This is a genomic window from Blastomonas sp. AAP53 (assembly GCF_000331245.1).
GTDB lineage: Bacteria > Pseudomonadota > Alphaproteobacteria > Sphingomonadales > Sphingomonadaceae > Blastomonas.
In genome coordinates this window covers 157,806-180,105 of sequence record NZ_ANFZ01000014.1, presented here as the reverse complement: position 1 = coordinate 180,105, position 22,300 = coordinate 157,806, and the positions used below count along the sequence as shown (strand labels likewise).

The following is a 22,300-nucleotide window of genomic DNA, read 5'->3' as shown; positions in this document are numbered from 1 at the left end:
CGGTCAGTGGGCCATGGCGCTGGCCAGCGCGACCAGCACCGGATGCGGCTCCAGCGCTGCGCGGCGCGCCGCGAGCGCGGCAAACGCCTCGTCGGCGGCGGCGATCGTCATGTCGATATCCGCCTCAGTCATCGCCGCACACAGAAACATGTTGTGCCAGGGATGCATGTAGATGCCGCGCGACAGCATCTCTTCTGCCCAGCCGTAGCCGATGCGGAAGTCGGGGTCGTCGGCGAACATGATCTGCGGCATCTGGACCGGCCCGGACTGGCGCAAGGTGAAGCCGTGCTGGCCGGCGACGGCATCAAGCCCGGCGCGCAGCCGCTCGCCCAGACGCACCGAATGCTCCAGATAATCGCTTTCGCGGATGATCCGCAGCGTCTCGAGCGCTGCCGCCATGGGCACGGCCGACAGCCAGAACGATCCGGTGGCATAGATCGATCCGGCGCCTTCGCGGCAGCTGTCCGATCCCAGCAGGACGGAGATGGGGTGACCGTTGGCAAAGCACTTGCCCCAGGCGCTGAGGTCTGGCTGGACGCCCAGCGCCGTCCAGCTGCTGCCGCGCGCCAGGCGGAAGCCGGCGCGGACCTCGTCGATGATCAGCATCGCGCCGCTGCGGTCGCACAGTTCCCTTGCTGCCCTGGCATAGGCCGGCTGCGGCAGTTCCTGATCGATGAACGCATCATGCCGAAATGGCGAGGCGAAGATCGCGGCGAGGTCATCCCCGGCTTCAGTGACGGCCGCTTCAAGGCTGGCGACATCGTTATAGGCATAGGTGCGGATGTGCGCGCGATCTTCGGCGAGCGTGCCAGCCGGGATCGGGGTGCACCAGGGGGCGGCCCCATGATAGGCCCCCATCGCGACCAGAACGACCCGCTTGCCGGTCTGGGCGCGCGCGCTGCTCATCGCCATGGTCGTGGCGTCGGTGCCGTTCTTGCAGAACATCGCCCAATCGGCATGGTCGACCATCTCGACCAGCGTCTCGGCAAGCTCGACCATCAGTGGCGAGGGACCGGTGAGCGTGTCCCCCAGCAATGCCTGCGCCTGGGCGGCGGCATCGACGCGCTCGTCGCGATAGCCCAGCAGGCTGGGGCCATAGGCGCACATGAAATCCAGGTAGCGATTGCCGTCGGCGTCCCAGATATACGCGCCCTGCGCCTTGCTGAAGAACTGCGGGAAACATTCGGGCAGCAATCGCACGGATTCGTGGCCGTACATGCCATTGGGGATCACTTGCAGTGCCCGCGCGCGCAGCGCGTTGTCCTTGTCTCGGTTCATGTCCATCTCGCTTGCTGGTCAGAATTTCAGAACGGCCTGAACGCCATAGGTGGCCGGATCGTTATAGTTGATCTGGTCCATGGTGATGACAGGCGACACATAGGTGATAAACCGCGTTCCGGTGACATTCTTGCCCCAGAGCGCGAATTCCAGGCGTTCGTCGGGCGACAGCCACGAAAGCCGGACGTTCGCCGTGCCGTATGATTTCACGCGGTTGGCTTCCGCATTATCGGGCGTGAGGAAGGTCTCGGACTGGAGGCTTCCATCGACGCGCAGGCGCAGCGCACTGTCACCGGGCAGCGGCTGGCTGAGCGTGAAGCCTGCGGAAATCGCGAACTCGGGCGCGTTGACCAGCCGGTTGCCGGTATAGTCGGCTGCCGCAAGCGCGGTGAAATCCTTGTAGCGCGCGTGCAGGAAGCTCGCGTTGATGAACGCATTGAAGTTGCGTGACGGCTGCGCCTGCAGTTCGATCTCTGCGCCGTACAGCTCTGCATTGCCTGCATTGAGCTTGCGCTGCACCGGGAGCACGCCCGAGGTGTCGAACACGAACACCTGCAGGTCGCGATAATCGTAATAGAAAGCCGCTGCATTGAAACGCAGTGCGCGTCCCAGCAGATCGCTCTTGAAGCCCGCCTCATAGGCATAGAGCTTTTCGGAGCGGAAGGGCTGGAGCTGTGCCGGATCGCTGGAGGAGCCGCCGGCAAAACCGCCGCTGTTGTAGCCCTTTGATGATGACGCGTAGAACAGCAGATCGTCGGTCGCCTGGAATGACAGCGCGGCACGCCATGACAGGTCCCTGAAGGTCCGCGAACCGGTAAAGTCGAGGATCGGCACGACAACGACATCGTCGAAAAAGCTCTGGAAGTTGAAGTCGATGCTGTCGGTCGAATAGCGCAGGCCCCCGGTCAGCGTCAGCCGATCGGTCAGCTTGATATCGGCCTGGGCAAAGGCGGCCCAGCTTTCGGTCTTCTGCGTATAGGGATAGGCGAAGTTGCCGATCGAATTGACCGGATCGAGCGTTCCGAGCAGATCAGCGGGGTCACGGAAGACGCGCAGGATGTCGAAGGCGCTGGCGGTGACCAGCTTGTCGTTGAAATAATAGCCGCCGACGATCCAGTTGATCGCCCCACCATCGCGCGACTGAAGTCGCAGTTCCTGGCTGTATTGCTCCGGGCGGTCGACATAGGTCGCGGTCAGCACGTTGTTGGGGCTGGCGTCGGTGTCTTCCAACGTGCTGCGACGCACCTGCTCATAGGCGCTGATCGACGTCAGCGTGACTCCGCCGAAGGCGATGTTTGCGGTGAGCGAGGCGCCGAAGACATTCACCCGCTCCTGACCTTCGACGTCATAGTCCCCTGCATTGAGATCGCCATCGGTATCGGCATAGCCGAGCCCGTCCAGCGGCACGCCATCGACGAAATTGGGATTGCCGCCGAAGTCGACCCCTGCGCCCCGGTGCTGGAACTGGCGCGCGCCGCCGCGATTCTGGCCGCCGTGCACGATGGCACGGACCAGCACGTCCGAACTCGGGGTGAAGTCGACAATCGCGCGGCCCGCCCACATGTCGAGGTCGTTGAGCTTGTTGCCGGTCACGCGGTTGAGCAGCCAGCCGTCGCGGCGCAGATAGGTGCCGGCGACGCGCGCCTTGAGCACATCGCTGATGATCGGACCGCCGACCCCGCCTTCGATCTGGACCTCGTTGAAACGGCCATAGGAGACCGACCCGTTGGCACCGAATTCTTCGGTCGGCTTGCGCGAGGAAAAGCGGATCGCGCCTGCCGTGGTATTGCGTCCGTACAGCGTTCCTTGCGGACCCTTCAGCACCTCGATCCCTTCGCTGTCGAACACGTTGAACAGCTTGCCGGCATTCGCGCCGAGAAACACGTCATCGACATAGACGCCGACTGCGCCGGTGGTGTTCGAATTGAAATCGCCGATGCCGACACCGCGCAGGAACAGCGATGTGGTCGTCGCCGACGTCCCGGCCTGCGACGACAGGCCGGGGACAAGAATGGAAAGGTCGCGCGGATCGCGGATGCCAACCTGGGCGAGCGAGTCGCCACTGATCGCGGTGATGCTGATCGGCACGTCCTGGATGTTCTGCGAGCGGCGCTGGGCGGTGACGACGATTTCGCCGATCCCGCTACGCTCAGCGCTCGCTGCTGCCGGGGGTTCGTCGCTGGTGTCCTGTGCCGCCAGGGCCGTGGGCATCATGGCCAGCACCGAGACCGAGATCATTGCGAAGCGGCGGATCATCGACTTCCCCTTTTTCCATTTTCGGATATTTGTCTGGTTTAGAGAGCAAGGCGGAGCTCAGAAGTCAAGAATATTTCAAATTTGCTATTTTTATCCCGATAAAAGGTTGATTTGTGCTATGCCATCGGTGATGCAGGGGTCGATGACGGAGCCCGCATGACAACAGCTGAAACAACGCGCGCAGAGATCCGACGCCCCGCGCAAAAGCGCAGCCGGGCGCGGTTCGAGGCGATCCTCGATGGGACCGAGCGGCTGCTGGAGACCCTGCCTGCTTCGGCCATCAGCATTCATGGCATCGCTGCCGAAGTCGGCATTTCGCCGCCATCGATCTATCATTTCTTTCCCGAGCCGCATCTGGTGTTCAGCGCACTGGCCGAGCGCTATCTGCAGCGGTTCGAAGCCAGCGTGCTGACCGAGGTGCCGCAAGGTATCGAAAGCTGGCAGGACCTGCAGACGGCCCAGTATCGCGCCGGCCAGAAATGGTTCAACGAACATCCTGCTGCCAGGCAGGTTCTGCTCGAAGGCCCGGCCTGGTCTTCGGAAATCCGCCTGCAAGACCTGGATAGCAACTTCGTCACCGCAGGACGCAGCATCGAATTGCTGACGCAGATGTTCGTGATGCCGGAAATTCCCGACCTGCACGACCGGCTGGTGGAGGTGATCGTGATCAACGATGCGATCTGGTCGCTGTCGATCTACCGCCATGGCCTGATCACCGACGAGATGGAGGAGCAGGCGCGGCGCGCGCGGATTGCCTATTCGCGCACATTCCTGCCCGAATATCTGCCGTTGCGCACCGACGGGAAGACGGTGCCTTGACCACCGCGCTGCCGCCGGTGTCCGGTCGTACGCTCGCGACCGCGCTGCTGATCGGTTCCTGCGCCCTGCTGGTACTGGGCGTGCAGCCCGTGCTGCTCGGCGCGATGGTCCAGGAGGGCCGCATTGCCGAGGCGCGGGTCGGCAATCTCGTGACAATCGAGATGCTGGCGATGGTTCTGGGGTCCCTGGCAGGGATAGCGCTGCTCCGCAGGATGGGCGCGCGCTTCGTCATCGGCGGGGCAGGGCTTGTCGTCACTGCCATGAATCTGGGCATGACCGGCCAGGCGGGGATCGGCGCCCTGTTGGCGTTTCGCGCCATGGCGGGGCTGAGCGAGGGCGTGATGGTCGCCTGCGCACTGGTGGCCATTTCCCGCGTCGCGCGCGTCGAGCGGGCCAGTGCCATCTTTCTGGCAGTGCAAACGCTGATGCAGGCGAGCGTGGCGGCAACCTTGCCCTTCGTGGTCATCGGCATGCCGCGCACCGACACAGCGCTGCTGGCGCTGGCGGGCGCGGCCGCAGTCGCGGCCTGTACCGCGATGCTGCTGCCGAACGCGCTCCAGCCCGCCGCACCCGACAGCGAGCATGGCGCGCTGATCTTGGCCAGCCTGACCGCATTGCTGGGAGCGGGACTGTTTCTGGGCGCTATCGTTTCGGTGTGGAGCTATTTCGGGCTGTGGCTGGTCCATTACGGCTATCCGCCGACCTTTGAAGGCACCGCGATCGCCCTGTGCCTGGTGGCTCAGGTGGTCGGCGCGTTGACTGCGGCGCGATGGGGCGAGCGTCTGCCCAATCGCCAGACCATTCGTGTGTGCGCAATCGCCGGCGCACTGCTGGTCGCGGCCTTCTTCCTGGGACGCGGCCATGCCGCTGCCATCCTGGCGGTGAGCATGGCCTTCGGCTTTGTCTGGCTGTTCACCTTGCCCTTTTTTGCCGGGTGGTTGATCGAGATCGACCCGGGGCGGCGAGCGGTGCTGTACCTCACCGCATTCCAGCTGGGCGGCGCGGCCCTGTTGCCATCGGCCGCGGCGATTGCTGTCGGCAGGTTTTCCGTCGATGCCGCACTGATCTTCAGCGCAGCGATTTTCCTTCTGCTGGCCAGCGTGACGGTGCTGGCCAGACCCGCGGCCCGTGCCTGAACGGCACAGGTCTCAAAGGCCGGGCGCGCTCACCTGGTCTTACCGCGTCACCACGTCCCGCTTCATCGGCGCCAGTTTGGAGAGGAAGCGGTTTTGTGCGGAAAAGCTAATCTTCTCCTGCGCCATCGCTGCTTGCAGGTTTTCGACCAGAATATTGAGATCATCGATCTGCAGCCCGATGTCGCGGTGCGACGAGGCCATGTCGCGCCCGGTGTAGGTGCAGCCTGCGTTGAGAATGTAGCAGAACTGCTCGAACAGGGTGCGGCGCAGCCTGACCAGATCGTGCGAGACGAAGATCTCCGAAATCCTGGGGTCATTGGTGGCGCGGTCGACCATCGTGTTGACGACGCGGCGGATGCCGTCCTGTCCGTGGAAGGCATCGCGCATTCCGGTGCCCGCAAACGGGGTCGCGCCGGCATGGGCGTCCGACATTTCGTAAGGATCGACCGGCAGTTCACCGGTTACTGGATCGCGCTGGGGCTCGGGCGCGGGCTGTTCCGGCGCGGCTTCGCTGACGGCTTGTGCCGAATCCGTATCGGGCATGTCCTGCATGCCGGCGAACGCAAGGGCGAGAATGAGGCTGATCATGGTCGTGTTCCCGTCCGGAAATTCAAAAGGCGGCTTGCAGCGACAGCAGCGCACCGCGCTGCTTGTCAGCCGTGGCGATGCTGCCAAGATCGACATAGGCGGCGGTGACCGTGACGTTGCGGGTCAGCGCATAGGCTGCAAACAGGTCGACCCAGTCGTCCTCGCGCGCGATGGCCAGATTATCGGGCTTGGTGCGATATTCGCCGCCAACCACGAACCGGCGGGAAAGCTGATAGGCGATCGACCCTTCGAACTGGGGCTTGTGGCTGGTGTCGGTCGCGCTGCCAAAGCCCAGCAGGCCGGTCTGGTTCGCCTTGGTGAAGCGCACCGTCGCGTTGGCCAGGACGCTGTGCGACAGGAACAGCTTGGTCGCGCTGACATAGAAATCGGTGCCGTTGGGCGAGGCCCCGCCGACCGCTGCGACGACGGCATCGTCGCTGGAGCGCTTGTGCTGAACGCCGACGGCGATCTGCGGCATCATGCTGTCGCCATAGACCGCATCGCCGGCCAGCCTGACCTTCGCGCCGAAGATATCCTGGTTGAGCGTATAGCCCCGGCCCAGCCCCAATGCCGTGCCGATGTCGATGGTATCGAGGTTCTGCCGCGCATAGCTCAGTTCCACCCGGTCGAAAAAGCCGAGCGCGATGCCGTAGCTGGTCCAGTTGTAGTCTGGCAGTTCGATCACGGTGCCATGGGCCTGCGCACCAATGCCTTCTTGCGTAGCGTTGCCGGCAATCGTGCTCCAGGTGGCAAGCCCGCCTCCGCCGGAACCTTCGATGGTACTGACCCCATTGGTCAGCAGCAATTTGCCGCCATTGCGGAGATCCTGGGCGTGGGAGGTGGCGAGTGTGGACGCAGACAGCACAAGAATGCAGGCGATGCGTACTGGATCGATCAGTCTATTCATGCCTGCGGGCGTAGCGCAAATGCCCTAATCAACCGTTAACCATGCTTCTTCGCGCGTATGACGAGGGGCATATACCACCGCGGCAGCTGACATTGATTGGAAAAACGTTTTTTAACTAGTTCGCGCTAGCCAATGCCGCATGTTGAATACGCGATCTTCGTTCCCGCTTACGGCCTGCGCATTGGCGGCTGCGCTGTTTGCCATCCCATCGTCGCAGGCTGCCGGGCCCGCAACGCTCGCAGTCACCGTCAAGCAGGCCAATGGCTTGCCGGTTAAGGACGCGGTGGTGATGGTCTACCCCAAGGCGGGAGCCGCCTCCGGCCCGATTCGATTCGGCTGGAAACCCGAGATGGCCCAGTCGAAAATCGCGTTCGCGCCGGGGACGCTGATCGTCCCAGTCGGCGCAACGGTGCGCTTCCCCAATCTCGACAAGGTCCGGCACAGCATCTACAGCTTTTCGAAATCCGCCAAGATCGACATCCAGCTGTACGGGCGTGACGAGACCCGGACGCACACCTTTGCCGTTCCCGGCAGCGTTGCGCTGGGTTGCAAGATCCACGATGCCATGCGCGGCTACATCAAGGTGGTCGATACGCCCTATGCCGCCAAGACCGATCACAATGGCCAGGTGAGGCTCGCCCAGCTGCCTGGGGGAGCTGCGACGGTCAAGCTGTGGCACCCCGCCTTGCGGAGCCGCACCGGCGAGCATCAGGAGGCGGTGACGCTGGCTGCAGGGCAGGCGGCATCGCGCGCCATCACGATCGAACTGCGCGCGACCAAGTAACCCCAGATGACAGTCACAGTCCATTCTCCAAAGGGTCGGTTTCGGTCCCTCTCGACGCGGATCACCATGTGGTACGCCGTGGTGATAGCTGCGACATTTGGCGCCTTCATTGTCGTCGCGACCGGTGGGGTCGAGCGCTATGCCAAGGGCGTCGCCACCGGCGAAATGGCGGCCAATGGTGCGACATTCGACAAGATCCTTGAGCTGGAAGCAACGCAGATGCGGACGTCGGCCGATGTGCTGGCGGCCGATTTCGGCTTTCGCGAGGCCTTTGCGATCGCCGACGAGCCGACGATCGCGAGCGCGCTTGACAGCCTGCGCCAACGCGCAGGCGCCTCTGTGGCGATCATGATCCCGCTGCAGGGGGACATCATCAGCACCGGCACCACCTTGCTGCCTGCCGAACACGACGCGCTATGGAGCGCGGTGGATTCCGGTGCCGATCGTGGTGTGTTCCAGGTTGGCGGACGCTATTACAACGCGGCTGCAGCTCCCATCATGATACCGGACCTTGCAGGCTGGCTCGTCCTCGCGCGCCCGCTCGACAGAGCAGCGATGCGCCAGATGGCCAAGCTGGCCCCCGAGGGCATGTCCGCCAGCATTCGTGCAGGCGGCACGCTGGCAGGAGGCGTAAGCCTCGCGCAGGCCAGTGGCAAATCTCCCGTGACGGTTGAAATCAAGGGCGAGCCCACTTTGTACTGGTCCCGTCGCCTTGCCTCTTTCGACCAGAAAAGCAGCCCGCGTCTGGTGCTGCGCTACGCTTTGGGCCCAGCGCTGGAACAATATGCGCCGATCAAATATCTGCTGATCGCGCTGAGCGGGCTGGGCCTTCTGATTTCGACCGCTATCGGTGCGTTTGTCGCACGCGGCATCACGCGGCCGATCGCCACGCTCGAACGGGCAGCGCGGGCGATCAGCGACGGATCGCGCGGCAAGGTTGCGATCACCTCATCCGACGAGGTGGGACGATTGGCCAGCAGCTTCAACTCGATGGTCGATTCAATCACCGAACGCGAGGAGCGGATCACCCACATAGCGCTGCATGACGAGCTGACCGGCCTGCCCAATCGCAAGCTGTTTGGCGAGCAGCTGGAGTTTGCGCTCGCACGCCGCGCCCGTGACGAGCGGATCGTGGTGATGTATTTCGACCTCGACAACTTCAAGGCGGTCAACGACACCCTGGGCCACCCGGTGGGCGACGAGCTGCTCAAGGCGGTCGCCGACAGGTTGCGGGAGACCGTTGGCGGAGCGCTGATCAGCCGTCAGGGCGGTGACGAATTTGCAATACTGGTCGATCAGATCAAGCCCGGTGCCAATCTGGCGCTGCTGGCAGATCAGGTCATCTCGGTCTTTCACACCCCGTTCCTGCTCTCCGATCACACGCTCGAGACGAGCTCGAGCATCGGTATCGCCGTGGCCCCCGGCGATGGCAGCTGCCCGGACGAACTGATCAAGAATGCCGACCTTGCGCTCTATCGGGCCAAGAACGAGGGGCGCAACTGCTCGTGCTTTTTCGAGCAGACGATGGATCTGGAAGCGCGCAAGCGGCACCAGATGGAAATCGACATGCGCGAGGCGGTCCGCGAGGGGCAGTTCCATCTGAACTACCAGCCCTTGTTCAGCCTGGACAAGAACCGCGTCGTCGGTTTCGAAGCGCTGATCCGGTGGCAGCACCCGAAACACGGGCTGGTCTCACCCGCCGATTTCATTCCGCTGGCCGAAGATACCGGCATGATCCTTCCGATCAGCGAATGGGTGATCAACGAGGCCTGTCAGCGTGCCCGCCACTGGCCCGAGGACGTGCGGATTGCGGTCAACTTGTCGCCGGTTCTGTTCAAGAACGCCAGCCTTCCCCTCATGGTGATGCAGGCGCTCAACGCGGCGGGTCTTTCGCCCAACCGCCTGGAACTGGAAGTCACCGAATCCCTGTTCATCGATAATGTCGAACGCACCACAACGATGCTCAACGCCCTGCGGGAGTGCGGAATTCGCATCGCGCTGGACGATTTCGGCACCGGCTACAGCTCGCTCAACTATCTGCGCTCGTTTCCGTTCGACAAGATCAAGATCGACAAGAGCTTCGTCAACGATCTCGCAACCGACCAGAGCGCCCGCGCCATCATCGGGGCGATTACCACGCTGGCCGGGGCGCTGGGCATGGAAACGATTGCCGAGGGCGTGGAAGATTGCGACCAGCTCGAAGCGCTGCGATCGCAGGGCTGCACCAACATCCAGGGCTATTTCTTCAGTCGCCCGGTGGCCATAGAGCTGGTCGACGCCCTGATTGCCGACATGCGCTATGAGCAGCAGGAGCCCAGGGCCCAGGTCGCCGCTGCGGAGGCAGCCCGCCGAGTGGCGTGATGGGTGCCCGGGCCGAATGTCTATGCCGCGACGTCTGCGGCGTCAGGCTCGATCCGGGCGGTACCGGCTGAGTTCGGAAGAACGGCAAAGTTGCCGATCCATGGTCCGGTCAGGGCCTTTCGGAACACGCGGCGCTGCTGCGCTGGGGCATCGACACTCCCGGTTTGCCGGTGAGCCAGATCGCTCAACCAATCGTGAAACATGCCGTCATGGGCCGCCTCTTGGCAGGCTCGCGGATGGCTGCACTTGTGCGGGCAGGAGGGGGGACGCTGATCGCAGGCTCCACCGCTGGTCACGACCAAATTGCCGTAAAGTCCACGCTGCCCATGGCCAAATTGCAGCCAAATTCAGCATTTATAACTTCGCGTGTCTAATTAATTGGACAGTAGTTGTCCACAATGTTATACACAAGTTGAGGCGAGGGAACGACCTGCCTCATTACGGAGAATTTTGCTATGCTTACAACCATGTACGCTATGGTTTTCTCCTGCGCTGCAGCATTTTCTGCGTTCGTGATTTGGCGGTCACTTGCTGGCCACGCTGGCGCGATCGCGACATTGCGTGAGAAAGATCATGCTTTTGCCAAGGGTCGCTCGGTGGTCGTTGCGATCCGTCCAGTTCAAACATTTGTGCCGGCCGCTCCCCCGGACTTCACGTCATTCACGATATTCGATCTTGCCGCAGGCCCCGCTCTGCTGGCCAGCCGTGGCTGGACGTTGAACGAGGGAACCGCGAACGCTGGCATTGCCGCAGGAAGCTGGGTGGCAAGGCCCGGGTCGAAGCGCGGATCCAAACTGAACGGCGCATACCCACCCCGGACGGTGCTGGCGCGACCGAGCTATCGGTTCCAGCCATATGTCGCCCGGAAGCCGCAACCGCGTCTGGCGAGTGCCGGTTGAAGCCGGATTGCGCGGTTTGCAGCATTCGCCCGATGGCAGCACAGCGTGGTGCGACTTAAGCCGTTGCTAGCCAAACCCGCCGGTATTGCGGTACGTTCGAGGATCCCGATGGGCAGGGCTGCTTGTGCGACAATCGCCGGTGCCGATCTGGCGTCAGACGGTTCATGGACCATCCATCCGCGCGTCGCTAAGCCAGGGCGATGAAAGCAACGTGTCTGACAATCGCTGCAACCATGGGCATTTGCGCTATGCCTGTGCAGGCGCAAACTGCGTCCACAGCACCCACCGAAAACGAAATCGTGGTCAGCGCAAAGCGCTCAGGCGCGCCGATGTGGACGATCGACACGCCCAGCGGCACCATCCTGCTCGTTGGCGAAATCCGCGCGGTGCCCAAGAGCACGCCATGGGAGCCCGAGCGATTGCGCGATGCCACTGCCGAGGCAGGCCGGGTCATCCTGCGTGCGGCCCCCAAATTTTCGCCGGGCGATGTCCTGCGCCTGATCTTTCGCGGGGGCAGCTTCACCAAGCTGCCCGATAAACGCGTGGCGGCGGATTATCTGACTGTTCGCCAGCGCGCGCGACTGGCCGAACTGGAGACCCGCTACAAGGCGGACTATGACCGGGGCAGCTTTCTGATGTCCGCCTTCGATCTGCTGGCGCGCCGGCTCGATTTCGCGGACGATACCACCGACGATGCAACCGACATCGTGCAGAAGGCCGCCAAAAAGGCGGGTATAGTCATCGTCCGGCCAGAGCGGTTTCGCGGTGAAGACCTGCTGGACAATCTGGCTGCAGCACCGCCTGCCAGCCACATTCCCTGTCTGGAGGCCGCGATGACGGCGGCCGAAGCGGGCAAGCCGATTATCGAGGCGCGCGGCAATGACTGGCGCAGGTTCGACATCCCGGCGGTGATGGCCAATCCGCTCGAAATCGCTCTCAACACCTGCTGGCCTTGGGCCGATGAAGACCTGGGCGGAGAAATCCGCGATCAGTGGACCCGGATGATCACCGAGGCTGCCAGCACCCAGGGGGTGACGATGGCCGTCGTCCCGCTCGGGGTGCTCGCCGAAAAGCAGGGTGTGCTCGACCAGCTTGAGGCACGCGGCTTTGCTGTTGCAGGACCCGAGTGGCGCTGATTATGCCGATCCGGTCATGTTCGGCCCGCGTCATTCGCCCCATTGGGCAGGATCGTCCTCCATGCCGATGAGCGCCAGGCCATGCGCGATCGACGTCAGTTCGCCGCCTGTGGCGATGCGATCCGAACCGAACCGGCGTTCGAACAGTGCGCGGATAGCCGGGATCAGCGACGAGCCTCCGGTCAGGAACACGCGGTCGATGGCACCGGTGGTTGTGCGTGCCCGTTCGAGCGCCGTGTCCATCGCCGCTTCGATGCGCTGCAGGTCGCCGGCAATCCACTGCTCGAACTGACTGCGCAGTACCTCAGCCTCGATCTCGACCCCGCCCCCGGCAAACGCAAACCGCGCTGTCTCGCTTTCAGAGAGCGCGCGCTTCAGTTTGCCGATGGCGTCATACAGGGCAAACCCCTGTTCATTCTCGATCAGCGCGATCATCTGGCCAATCTGGTCCGGGAAGAGCGCATCGCGCTGCAACCGCCGCAGCTCGTCGAGCGTGCGGCGGTTGCGCATCATCGCGAGGCGCGACCAGTTGCCAAAGTCAGAAAAGTGGCCGCCGGGAATGTCGAGGACTTTGCCAAACGACCGGTACTGGCTGCCCTTTCCCAGCAGCGGCAGCACCAGGTGATCGACGATGCGATAGTCAAAATGGTCGCCGGCAATGGCAATGCCTGCCGATGCTAGTGGTACGCAACGCCGGGCAGCGCCGGGTTCGGCAATCGTGACCACCGAAAAGTCGGTGGTGCCGCCGCCAAAGTCCGCAACCAGTATCGTGGCGGGCTTGTCGAGCCTCGTCGCATAGCTGTGCGCTGCGCCCAGCGGTTCGAAGACATACAAGGGCTGCGCGCCCAGCGCTTCGAACATCAGGTCGTAGCGCTGCCGCGCCAGCTGCGCATCCGCCCTGGCGCCGGCATATTCGACCGGCCGACCGACGATCACCCTGGCGGGCCGGGCATCCAGCGCGCCCTGGGCGTGCGAGACCAGATGGTCTAGGAAGGTGCGGCCCAGGTCCTCGAACCGATAGGGCCGGTTGTAGATCATCGCGCGTTCGAACAGCGGGCTTGCCGCCACGCTTTTGAACGACTGGATGAACCTGCAGTCGAGCGGCGACTGGAGATATTCTTCGATCGCCCACGGCCCGGCCTCATGGGCCACGCCTTGCCATGCCCGCTCGTCCTCCCAGAAGCACAAGGCCGATCTGAAGACGGCGCTGGCCGATGCGTCCGTGCCGAATGGGACAAGCTGCGTGTCGCCATCCGGTGCAGAGACTGCCGCGACGGTGTTGGTCGTGCCAAAATCGATGCCCAACGCCTTTGGCGGCAATTTGCTGTTCATGGTGCGTCCTGTGTCCGTTGAATGTGCAGCGGGTGCATCGCAGGGTCGCGCCTGTCGCACGGCTGCCGGATGGCGGCAAGAGGGACGCAGGGCATGCGGGTCTTGCGTGACCTGCAAGCCAGCGTCGATGCATGCGGCTGATGCATCGGGGCGAGCGCAGGTTTCGCCATCGCTGTCGGTGCCTGTGTCGTCGCGAGTTTTGAGCATCGCCTGCCCGAAGCCCTGGACTAGCCCTGGCTCAGATATGCGTCCGCCGCGCGTGCGCGTTTACGCCTGTCTGCATGGTTATGCGCGCGCTCCTGCCCGTCAGAACTGATCCGGTGTCGATGCTGTTTGCGCAGGGGCACCGGCCCGCAGCGCCGTGCTGTGCGGGAGCGCGGCGGTTGGGCCGCGCTCCCCATTGATGACACTGCACGGGTCGCAACGATGCAGGGCCTTCAATATCCGTCTATCCGTTGGTGCGGGGGGGCGACCCACCATCGCGGGCACCCATCTCGCTGATGGAGGCTTGCGCCAGACTGACCGTTGCGATGGCGGTCGCCAGGATCATCGCCGCAACCCGCATGTTGGCTCCTCGCGCTGCCCCCCAGCTGAGCTTCGTCGGTCTGGAGCGGGAAGGGGGCCTGTCCCGCGATCCAATGGACACAGGCTATCGAGGCGTTGTCAGCTGGTCTTGGACGAAATCCATGTTTTCGCGTCCGGCGCGCCGTGCAGTCCCTGCAGCGGCTGGCCAAACATGGCCGCTCGCGCTGCGGCCGCCGCAGTCAGGATGGGTCTGGGCATGTTGAAATAGGCCCTCGGGCTCATGCCGACGAAATACTGGAAGTCGCGCACCAGGTGGCTTTGATCCGAATATTGCGGGTCGATGAAGTCGCGCCACTCCGCATAGGGCCGCCCGTACATGATGCCCAGCATCCGAAGGAAACGCTGGCGCCGCAGCAACAATTTGGGCGTAAAGCCCAGCGTCCGTTTGGACAGCCGCGCCAGTTGCACCTGGTTAATGCCCAGCGGCACGGTCAGATGCTCGACGGTGGCATTGTCGGGATCGGCGAGCAAGGCCAGCAGTCCGGGAATCAGGCGCGAGCTGCGATCGGGCCGGCTGGCGCTGATCCGGTCCCACAAGAACTGGTCGGCAACCGCCTTGCGGGCATCGAGATCGCGCGCGCCGTGCATATCCTCGATGAAGCTCGCGCCCTGCTTGTCTTGCAGCACGGATGCCAGCGGAACGATCCGGTCGGCCAGGCTGCTGGCATCCACCTTGAACAGTCGGTTCCAGCCCAGTGGCAGAATGCCGATCCCGAAGCTTCTGCCACAGCCCCTGAGATAGGTCGGCTTGCTGGTGCACCCATGCAGAATGGACGGGTCTCCCGAATATCGGCCAGCACCGTTTGCATCGCTCCCGATGATCCAGGGATTGCCGAGTGCAATGCGGATGTTGCCCCATTCCGGGTGAAGGTAATCCTCCACCTGTGTGTCACCCTGCACGGTGAGCTCGTAATAGCTTGAGATATAGGGGGCCAGCTCAGGCCGGGGGGCACGAAAGGCGACGGTGACGGGTGCGTCCATTTGCCCGCCAATCATGCCGCGCACCTGCGACCTTGGCAATCTGCAAACGTGCAGGGCTGCGATTTGATGAGAGCGCGGACGGTCGATCAATCGGCCCCGGGCAGGTGCCGTCATTCGCTCCGATCAACAGCCCTGGGCGCGATGCCAACCCCTTCGAGATATCAACCAGAACCCTGTCTCGCAGCGAACCAGGGTTCAATCCGCCGGACCGCTTCTGCGATCAGATCGGTGGAAACGGCGAAGCTGAAGCGGATGAAACCATTGCCATCGACCGGATCAAAGTCCAGCCCGGGAGCAAGCGCAACCCCGGTATCGTGCAACAGGGCCTCGCAGAACGACAGGCTATCGTTTGTCAGGTGACCGACATCGGCGTAGATATAAAAAGCTCCATCGGGCGGCGCGATCCGCCCAAGGCCCATTTGCGGGAGCGCTTGAAGCAGGCGATCGCGATTGCGGGCATACGTTTGGATATGGCCCTCCAGCTCGTCGCGGCAGTCAAACGCGATCAGCCCGGCGTGCTGGGCCAGCGAGGGGGGCGTCAGAAACAGATTGCCCATGCGGGCGCGGGCTGCGTCAACGAGATGGTCGGGCACCACCAGCCAGCCAAGGCGCCATCCGGCCATGCTGAAATATTTGGAGAAACTGTTGACGATCAGCGCGTCTGGCGCATGCTGCAGCATGGAATCTGCCGGACTTATGTAGCTCAGGCCATGGTAAATCTCGTCAGAGACCAATGCGATCCCCCGCCTGCGACACACCGCGGCGATGGCCGCTAGCTCATCGGGTGGAATGATCGTGCCCGTGGGGTTGGCAGGGCTCGCGATGATCAACCCTTCCGGCGCCGGTTCCAACCGCTCGATGGCGGCGGCCGTGATCTGGTAGCGTTCCGCCTCGCCGCAGGGCAGTTCGACCGGTATCAGATGGAGCGCCTTCAAAGTATTGCGATAGGCGACATAGCCCGGGCGGGCGAGCGCAACCCTGGCGCCCGGCGAAAACAGACAGGACAACGCCAGCACGAAGGCCGGGGACGCACCGCAGGTGAGAATGATCCGTTCCGGATCCACGGCAACGCCATACATTTCCGCGTAGTGCGCCGCGATGCGAGCCTTCAGCTCCGGGCTTTCCCAATAGCCCATGCCATCGGCATCGAGAATGCGATGCGCGGCCTGTATCGCCGCTGCGGGAGCACCCGTCGAAGGCTGGCCGAACTCCATGTGAATCACAGACCGCCCTTCGGCCCCCATGCGATGCGCCGTGCGGCTGATCGTGATGGCGTGAAAAGGGTCGATCTCAACGGGCATGATCAATTTGCTCCACAGGTCATTCTCGTTGCATTGCGCCTGCCCCATGCGGACGCCCCGGTCCAGTGCGCGTGAACCTACAGTCTGGCATTTTGGACGAGGTGACGCGCATTCATACGCCACATCTGGCTGGAGCTACAGGCCGGGCAAGCTCAAGACCGCACGGCCCTAGCGGGCCGATCCGAACATCAGGAACGATGCCCAAAGCGCGGGATCGGGATAATCCTTCCTCGTGTCGATCATGGCCAGGCGCAGTGCCTCTGCAGGAGGGTGCGCTTCGGCATATGTGATCAGGCGCGTCATCAGCACCTGTGTCGCTGCGTCATCCACATTCCAGAGGCTCATGATGACCCGATGTGTTCCGGCCAGCTGGAACGCCCGCGCCAAACCGATCATGCCACCATCGTGGACCTGGCCCAGCCCCGTCTGGCATGCGCTCAAGACCGCCAGTTCTGCTGGAAGCTTGCTGCCTTGGATTTCGCGCGCAGTCCACCACCCGGCTTCCAGGGTCGGCCCGGAAAGCATGAGGAAGCCGCCGTCCAGTGGGCGTGCCGGGTCGGACGCGCCATGGGCAGCGACGTAGATCACGCTTGCCCCCGGTGCACGCTCGACGACCGCAGAGCGGACCGCCTTGTCGCCGGAAAGAGCTCTGCTCTTCAGGCGTCTTGCCACGCCTCTTGCCTCGGCCCGAGCGCCCGGCAATGGCGGAATCACCCATTCATCGCTGACAGGCAGGCTGGGGTCGCCAACCACGAGCGGACGCGCGAAGGCCGCAGAGGCTGCCCATGTGCTGCCGCTGTTTTCAAACTCGGCCAGACTTGGCGCGATGGTGATCGACGTGCGATCGACAAGAGCATCGGTATTGCCGAACGGCTTCAGTGCCGGAAACGGTACTGTCCCAATCGAGCCTGCAGGTACAATGATGAGATGTTCCACGCCCGCCAGCATCGACGCAATGGATGGTGGCAGCAGCACGCGGGTCAGATCGGTTTCGGCTGTTTCGGGTGCAAGCAGAACGTCCGGAGGGGGCGGCAATGGGTCGGCCGATCGCCGCGCGGCACGGACCTGCTGCAGCTCTTCAACGCCATAGGCCCAGCGAAGCGCCTGCACCGATTTGAGAAGCGAACTTTCATCGGTTTCGGATAGCGCTGATGCCGCCAGCCCATTGCGGTTGACCAGGCACACATTGAGGCTGCCGTCAGCGGCTCGGGTGTAGAACAGAAGTGCGGTTGTCGGCGGCAGCCCTCCCTCTTCGATCTGACGTTCAAGCCGCTTTGCGAGCTGTGTCGTGGATGTCTGCCCCGCGTTGCTGGCGGGGGCCGGCATTCCACGAACGGCCCCCACACGCGCTCTGGCTCGCTGTTGCTGCTGTGCAGCAACATCGCAATCGGCGGTACGAGCGTTGAGCGGTGCCCCGATGCTGGTCATCGCCAATGCCGTGAATGGCAGCAACCACCTGAAAATCGCAGCGCTTGTGAATATGGAATGCATGATCGGCATCTCCCCCTTGCCCCATTACTGGGCTATCATTGCTAGGGGGGCGCGTAAATCTGATCCGCAGGGGCAGCATGGCGCCTGTGATGGAAGCCGTCAGCCTATTGCCGGGTAAATCCTGCAACGCCGTGGAGCGAGCCAAAGTCGACCGTTCCAATCTGGTAGGAAAAGCCGACAAAGCGGCCATCTGGACCACTGACAAAGCCGCTGGCTGTTCCGGTGCAGCCTTGGCAGCGGCCTTTTTCCGAGATCACCGTGCCATCGCCGGCGAAACTCACTCTGCCATTGCCGAGATTGCTGACATTGACAGACAGGTTTTGCAGCCCGCCGCTCGAGAGGAAGTTGAACCGGTCATCTCCCATGCCGATGATCGTGTCCCATCCCATTTTCAATGTCGCAAAGTCGATTGCGATTCCCCCCTGGAAGGTTCCCGGACTGCCCATCCCATCGACGCGGGTAGGGCGGGTGCCGCCGGCCACGGCATATTCGGCGCGGCCTGCAGGCAAGGTGCCCGTGGCGCGCGAACCGTAAATGTAATGGATCGATTCACTGCCCGAAAGGACACGCTTGCCACCCTTGGTGTTGGCAAATTCCCCGTCGGTCCAGCGGGTCCAGCCCAGCACATTGCCGATCGCGCCATTGTCCGCATTGCGCGCGGTCCCGATGGTGCGTTGCGCATTGCCGATGCCAGCATCGACGGTGACTGCAGACAGTGCCGAGAGGTTTCCGGCCGGCCCATCGGCATAGCCGGCAATGCGGATGGCGCGGCCTTCGTCTGCCTGGATTTCACCTCGAGTCAGGAAGTTGCTCGAAACATCCAGCGCCGAGGCGAAGTTGCCCATGCCTGGCTGGGTGAAGGACCCGTCGACCTTGACCCCGCGGAAGGTCTTGGTGATCGGGTTGGCGGGCCCGCCAGTATTGGCGGCGCGGGCGAAGGCCGCAGTGCCGTCGATCCATTTGAAAACATTCAGCGCATCGTCGCGAATGGTATAGGCAAAGCCTGCATGGCTGGCCCCGTCACCTGCCAGAAAGCCGTTGAAGACGAAGCGGCACTTGCCGGTGTTGCAGGCAATGCCCAGGCCATCGGGCAGATCGATGGTTCCGTTGAATCTGCCCTCGCGCCCGAGAACCGGCACGCTGGGCGCCAGAACACCCCCCGACGACATGACGTTATACACCGAATCCGCGAGCGATATCGTCGCCTCCAGCCCTGCCAGTGTCTGCGCCCCGCCAAAGCTCACGGAAAACTTGCCGTTGAACGAGCCTGGCGCCGAACTGTCATCTCGCAGCGTGGGGCTGGTATACCCGATCAAGTCATAACTGATTAGCCCGCCTGTCGGGGCATTGGAGATTGGCACGCCGAAGATGAAATGATCGCCGCTATTGGGGCCACGCACGGCTCCCAGCGCGCGTGTCCCGCCAGTGAGGCGGGTCCATCCGATCACGCCCTTGTCGCCGCCCTTCTCTGCCTCGGTTCGACCCGTGAACAGCTGCTCGAACCCGCTTGGTCGACGGAAGCCCACGAACGCCCCATTGTCGAACAGAAGCGTGACGGGGGATGCCTGTCCGGTTTCTGTCAGGATCGCAAAGGCCAGGTTGATATCGCTGCGCGTTCCATCGGGCCGCATGCCATCGGATGCGGTGAGCACCGGGGGAGGGGGCGGCGTGGGCGTTGGCGTTGGAGTGGGTGTTGGCGCTCCTCCGGTGCCACCACCCGAACCGCCACCGAACTGCGGCGGGACAGTATAGCCTGCCAGACGGAAAAGCCGCGCCAGTTCATTGGGATCGAGGCCGGGAGGGAACAGGCCCGAAAACAGCAGGTCGACCAGAGCCTGCACCGTCGGATCGCCTGGCGGGATTGTTCCGCCTGACGCGACCAGCGCCAGCAGATCGGCGATAGACCCGAAGCTTGGCCCCTGTCCGCTGATGCCGGAGATGGCATAGCCTGCCGCGCCGAGTGCGCGCAGAAACTCTTCCAGTTGCGTCTGCGAAAGGCTGGCGGGGGCACCAAAGGTCTGGAGGTTGAACAGCAACGCCTGAATCTGCGTCGGCGTCAGACCGGAATAGGACCCCAGCGTCCCGCTTCTGGCGGCCGTCAGAATTTCGGTGATGAACCGCAACGCGATGTCGGGATCAAGCTGACCGGTTTGCGCCTGCACCAACGACTGAAATTGCGCAGGCGTTGTCGCTGCTTGCAGCGTACCGGGAACCAACGTTTGCGTCTGCGACACCCCGGCAAAGCCAAGTGCCGCAGGCGTGGTCTGGCTGGGGTTGGCCAGATATTGCGCAGCCGCCGCCTGCGCCTGATACACTTGCTGCAGCGCGGTTTGGCCACCGCTGCGATTGGGTTGCGCCCCGGCGGTTATTGCCGCCGACGGAGGTGAGCCTGCACCGGCCCGGAAGGCGTTACCCGCGGAGAAGCCTCGCGTTTTTCCTCCGCTGGCGATCTGCATCGATCCGGTCAGGGCAAAGCCTGAAAATCCGCCATCTGCACCAATCTTGCCACTCGTGCTGCCGCCGGAGCTCAGCGTCACCTGACTGCCGCTGCCGGCAACAATGGGTCTTGGTAAACTGCCCTGGGGTGCAGCGGCGGTGAAGCTGCCGCTGAGAACCCTGATCTGCCCGCCGGCATCGATCGCATAGCGCGCCGGGCCGACAATGCTGATCAAGGTCCCGTCATCAAGCCGGAGCTGCACTGTCCCCGATGCGATCTGCTGTTCGCCCGCGCCATTGGCGGCAGACGGACTGCCTGCGCCTGCCGATGCGAAAACCCGGTCCGCGCCGAAGGCAGGTGTCGCGTGCGCCAGCAAGATGACCACAGTCGTCGCCAGAGCGCTTGCGGTGGCCAGTTTCACATCGGTCATGACAGAGGTGTTGCGGTGGCGGGTCCGGGTCATGCGTGGTCTCCCAAAAGCTGGTCGGTCAAAAGCTGGTCGGTCAAGGTTCAAAAGCTGAAGCGGGCGCCTATCGAGGCGGTCCAGCGGTCATAATCGTAGAGCGCCAGATTGCTGTCGTTGCGGGTGTAGGTGACGCGCGGACGGACGCTCAATGTCTCGGTGAACCGGTAGCGCACGCCCAGCGACACATCGTATTGCGTGTCGCGTCTGCCCGTGAGGAACAGTGGGTCGCGGGCGTCATAGTCGCGATGCTCAATGCTGACCCCGCCGATCAGGGCTGCCTTGTCTGCCAGATCGAGTTCGCCACCCAGCTGGGCGTTGACAAAGGCAAAGCTGAATTGATCGGCTCCTGCACGCCGCGTCTCTTCCTTGCCGCCACCAATGCCGCCGAAGACAGCCTTGTCGGCATAGGTGATGCTGCCGGAGAACCGATCCGCATCGAGCAGTGGATTGCCGTCAAAATTCAGCCGGAAGAATTGCCCGCTGACCGACAGCGCGCGATCGGACGCCAGCTTTTTGGTATAACGCAAATCACCGCCGGTGCTGGTGCGAAAGCCATTGCGGCCCAGCCAGAAGCGCTGGCCCTGCGCGGAACCGGAGATGACATCCCCGTTGGCAAGGCTGTGCGCGATGCCCACCGTGCCCACGACCGATGCCTGATCGACGAACCGGCTGTCGATATTGTCGCGCCAGTTGCCAAGTGCCGATGCAAACAGCCGGGTCTGGCGGCCGAGCGGCAGAGATCCGGAAATCCCGGCCTGGATCTGGTAGAATCCCGCATCCTGCTGCCGCGCGGCACCGTTCAGATTGGCCGGCCCCAGAAATGCGAACAGTGGCAAGGTGACCGATGTCGCGTCGGTGGCGGTGTTGATGTTGCTGTCGCGGCCACCCTCGAAATCGACATAGCCGGTCAGTTCGGCTGCGCCGCCCGCGATCTGGCGGTCGATGTTGCGGACAAGCCCGTCGATCCGGTTGCGGACCGGATCGGGGATCGAAGGGTCTCCGCGCACGGTATCGAACTCGGCGCGTGCGGTGTCGATATCGCCAGCGGCGGCATAGGTGCGCGCAAGTTCGGCCTGGGCGCGCGCATTGCCGGGGTTCTGCGCCAGGATCCGCTGAAACGCGATGATTGCCTCGCCATGGCGGCCACTTTCCAGCGCGGCCAGGCCCAGCGCAAGGTCATAATCCTGGTTGCCAGCACCCTGAGCCTCCAGCCCCTTCAACGTCGCATATGCGGCTTCTGCCTGCCCGGCCTTGAGCTGTTCCATCGCCTGGCGCAGGTCGCTTTCGCTCTGCGCCGCTGCGGGAGGTGTCAACGCGGCATAGGCCAGAACATTGAGTGCAACTGCCGATGCGGTGATGACATTGGAAATGCGCATGATGGCCCCCTTGCTCCTCGTTTGGTTGCAAGCGAAGGGATAGGCCAGCGCGCCCGTTCGGGCCCGTGACAAGCGTTGCGCAAATCATGACAAACCGCGTTATGGCGTGTCGCCTGCGCCTGCGCCTGCGCCTGCGGCTGCGGCTGCAGCTTCGACTGCCGCTGTGC

At 63.4% G+C, this 22,300-nt stretch carries 16 protein-coding genes; 6 read left to right on the top strand and 10 right to left on the bottom strand.

Translation table 11 applies throughout. From position 1 onward, the window contains the following. Positions 1-3 precede the first annotated feature (3 nt). Both D618_RS0113510 and D618_RS0113505 read right to left on the bottom strand, forming a co-directional pair. Positions 4-1,278, bottom strand: a complete 1,275-nt coding sequence (locus tag D618_RS0113510; RefSeq protein ID WP_152414733.1) for an aminotransferase class III-fold pyridoxal phosphate-dependent enzyme — start codon at positions 1,276-1,278, stop codon at positions 4-6. An 18-nt stretch (positions 1,279-1,296) separates the two neighbouring features. Then, positions 1,297-3,534, bottom strand: coding sequence for a TonB-dependent receptor (locus D618_RS0113505; RefSeq protein WP_017672061.1), 2,238 nt, complete (start codon positions 3,532-3,534; stop codon positions 1,297-1,299). Positions 3,535-3,690: 156 nt separating this feature from the next. On the opposite strand from D618_RS0113505, the gene D618_RS0113500 reads away from it, so the two are divergent. Then, positions 3,691-4,353, top strand: coding sequence for a TetR/AcrR family transcriptional regulator (locus D618_RS0113500; protein WP_152414732.1), 663 nt, complete (start codon positions 3,691-3,693; stop codon positions 4,351-4,353). Next, positions 4,350-5,489: an MFS transporter gene (locus tag D618_RS0113495; protein WP_017672059.1), complete on the top strand. Its 1,140-nt coding sequence runs from the start codon at positions 4,350-4,352 to the stop codon at positions 5,487-5,489. Before D618_RS0113500 ends, D618_RS0113495 begins: the two co-directional genes overlap by 4 nt. A gap of 39 nt (positions 5,490-5,528) precedes the next feature. Here the strand turns inward: D618_RS0113495 and D618_RS18410 are convergent, their stop codons facing one another. Then, the gene (locus D618_RS18410; protein ID WP_017672058.1) at positions 5,529-6,077 is read right to left on the bottom strand and encodes a group 1 truncated hemoglobin; all 549 of its coding nucleotides are present in this window, start codon (positions 6,075-6,077) and stop codon (positions 5,529-5,531) included. 22 nt (positions 6,078-6,099) lie between these two features. Beyond that, the gene (locus D618_RS0113485) at positions 6,100-6,984 is read right to left on the bottom strand and encodes a DUF3034 family protein (RefSeq protein WP_017672057.1); all 885 of its coding nucleotides are present in this window, start codon (positions 6,982-6,984) and stop codon (positions 6,100-6,102) included. Between the two features lie 139 nt (positions 6,985-7,123). Between D618_RS0113485 and D618_RS0113480 the strand changes: the two genes are divergently transcribed. The 3 genes from D618_RS0113480 (at position 7,124) to D618_RS0113470 (ending at position 12,164) form a co-directional block, all read left to right on the top strand. Further along, a complete protein-coding gene (locus D618_RS0113480; RefSeq protein WP_081590523.1) occupies positions 7,124-7,768 on the top strand; it encodes a methylamine utilization protein in 645 nt (214 codons plus the stop codon). A 6-nt stretch (positions 7,769-7,774) separates the two neighbouring features. Next, positions 7,775-10,129 (top strand): GGDEF domain-containing phosphodiesterase, encoded by a 2,355-nt coding sequence (locus tag D618_RS18405; RefSeq protein ID WP_081590522.1) that lies wholly within the window; start codon positions 7,775-7,777, stop codon positions 10,127-10,129. A gap of 1,198 nt (positions 10,130-11,327) precedes the next feature. Then, the gene (locus tag D618_RS0113470; protein WP_238550680.1) at positions 11,328-12,164 is read left to right on the top strand and encodes a TraB/GumN family protein; all 837 of its coding nucleotides are present in this window, start codon (positions 11,328-11,330) and stop codon (positions 12,162-12,164) included. Between the two features lie 30 nt (positions 12,165-12,194). Here the strand turns inward: D618_RS0113470 and D618_RS0113465 are convergent, their stop codons facing one another. From D618_RS0113465 to D618_RS0113445, 4 genes are all read right to left on the bottom strand, one after another. Continuing rightward, the gene (locus D618_RS0113465; protein WP_026091668.1) at positions 12,195-13,496 is read right to left on the bottom strand and encodes an Hsp70 family protein; all 1,302 of its coding nucleotides are present in this window, start codon (positions 13,494-13,496) and stop codon (positions 12,195-12,197) included. Positions 13,497-14,159: 663 nt separating this feature from the next. Next, positions 14,160-15,077, bottom strand: coding sequence for a hypothetical protein (locus tag D618_RS19105; RefSeq protein ID WP_017672051.1), 918 nt, complete (start codon positions 15,075-15,077; stop codon positions 14,160-14,162). 146 nt (positions 15,078-15,223) lie between these two features. Further along, complete coding sequence (locus D618_RS0113450) at positions 15,224-16,363, bottom strand: aminotransferase class I/II-fold pyridoxal phosphate-dependent enzyme (protein ID WP_026091667.1); 1,140 nt, start codon at positions 16,361-16,363, stop codon at positions 15,224-15,226. 168 nt (positions 16,364-16,531) lie between these two features. Beyond that, on the bottom strand, positions 16,532-17,791 hold the full coding sequence (locus D618_RS0113445) for a CHAT domain-containing protein (RefSeq protein WP_193746722.1): 1,260 nt from the start codon (positions 17,789-17,791) through the stop codon (positions 16,532-16,534). On the opposite strand from D618_RS0113445, the gene D618_RS19905 reads away from it, so the two are divergent. Further along, positions 17,781-17,972, top strand: coding sequence for a hypothetical protein (locus tag D618_RS19905; RefSeq protein ID WP_193746721.1), 192 nt, complete (start codon positions 17,781-17,783; stop codon positions 17,970-17,972). The two genes, D618_RS0113445 and D618_RS19905, sit on opposite strands and share 11 nt — an antisense overlap. On the opposite strand, the gene D618_RS0113440 is transcribed toward D618_RS19905, so the two are convergent. Then, positions 17,959-20,754 (bottom strand): hypothetical protein, encoded by a 2,796-nt coding sequence (locus tag D618_RS0113440; protein ID WP_017672048.1) that lies wholly within the window; start codon positions 20,752-20,754, stop codon positions 17,959-17,961. The genes D618_RS19905 and D618_RS0113440 overlap by 14 nt on opposite strands. A 47-nt stretch (positions 20,755-20,801) precedes the next feature. Continuing rightward, positions 20,802-22,133 (bottom strand): tetratricopeptide repeat protein, encoded by a 1,332-nt coding sequence (locus tag D618_RS0113435; protein ID WP_017672047.1) that lies wholly within the window; start codon positions 22,131-22,133, stop codon positions 20,802-20,804. Between the last annotated feature and the right edge of the window lie 167 nt (positions 22,134-22,300).

Excerpts from the sequence above, each read along its gene's own strand:
- D618_RS0113485 (WP_017672057.1), bottom strand. The coding sequence starts at position 6,984 with ATGAATAGACTGATCGATCCAGTACGCATCGCCTGCATTCTTGTGCTG.
- D618_RS19105 (WP_017672051.1), bottom strand. The coding sequence starts at position 15,077 with ATGATTGGCGGGCAAATGGACGCACCCGTCACCGTCGCCTTTCGTGCC.
- D618_RS0113445 (WP_193746722.1), bottom strand. The coding sequence starts at position 17,791 with ATGACCAGCATCGGGGCACCGCTCAACGCTCGTACCGCCGATTGCGAT.
- D618_RS0113435 (WP_017672047.1), bottom strand. The coding sequence starts at position 22,133 with ATGCGCATTTCCAATGTCATCACCGCATCGGCAGTTGCACTCAATGTT.
- D618_RS18410 (WP_017672058.1), bottom strand. The coding sequence starts at position 6,077 with ATGATCAGCCTCATTCTCGCCCTTGCGTTCGCCGGCATGCAGGACATG.
- D618_RS0113440 (WP_017672048.1), bottom strand. The coding sequence starts at position 20,754 with ATGACCCGGACCCGCCACCGCAACACCTCTGTCATGACCGATGTGAAA.
- D618_RS0113505 (WP_017672061.1), bottom strand. The coding sequence starts at position 3,534 with ATGATCCGCCGCTTCGCAATGATCTCGGTCTCGGTGCTGGCCATGATG.
- D618_RS19905 (WP_193746721.1), top strand. The coding sequence starts at position 17,781 with ATGCTGGTCATCGCCAATGCCGTGAATGGCAGCAACCACCTGAAAATC.
- D618_RS0113500 (WP_152414732.1), top strand. The coding sequence starts at position 3,691 with ATGACAACAGCTGAAACAACGCGCGCAGAGATCCGACGCCCCGCGCAA.
- D618_RS0113510 (WP_152414733.1), bottom strand. The coding sequence starts at position 1,278 with ATGAACCGAGACAAGGACAACGCGCTGCGCGCGCGGGCACTGCAAGTG.
- D618_RS0113465 (WP_026091668.1), bottom strand. The coding sequence starts at position 13,496 with ATGAACAGCAAATTGCCGCCAAAGGCGTTGGGCATCGATTTTGGCACG.
- D618_RS18405 (WP_081590522.1), top strand. The coding sequence starts at position 7,775 with ATGACAGTCACAGTCCATTCTCCAAAGGGTCGGTTTCGGTCCCTCTCG.
- D618_RS0113450 (WP_026091667.1), bottom strand. The coding sequence starts at position 16,363 with ATGCCCGTTGAGATCGACCCTTTTCACGCCATCACGATCAGCCGCACG.
- D618_RS0113480 (WP_081590523.1), top strand. The coding sequence starts at position 7,124 with ATGTTGAATACGCGATCTTCGTTCCCGCTTACGGCCTGCGCATTGGCG.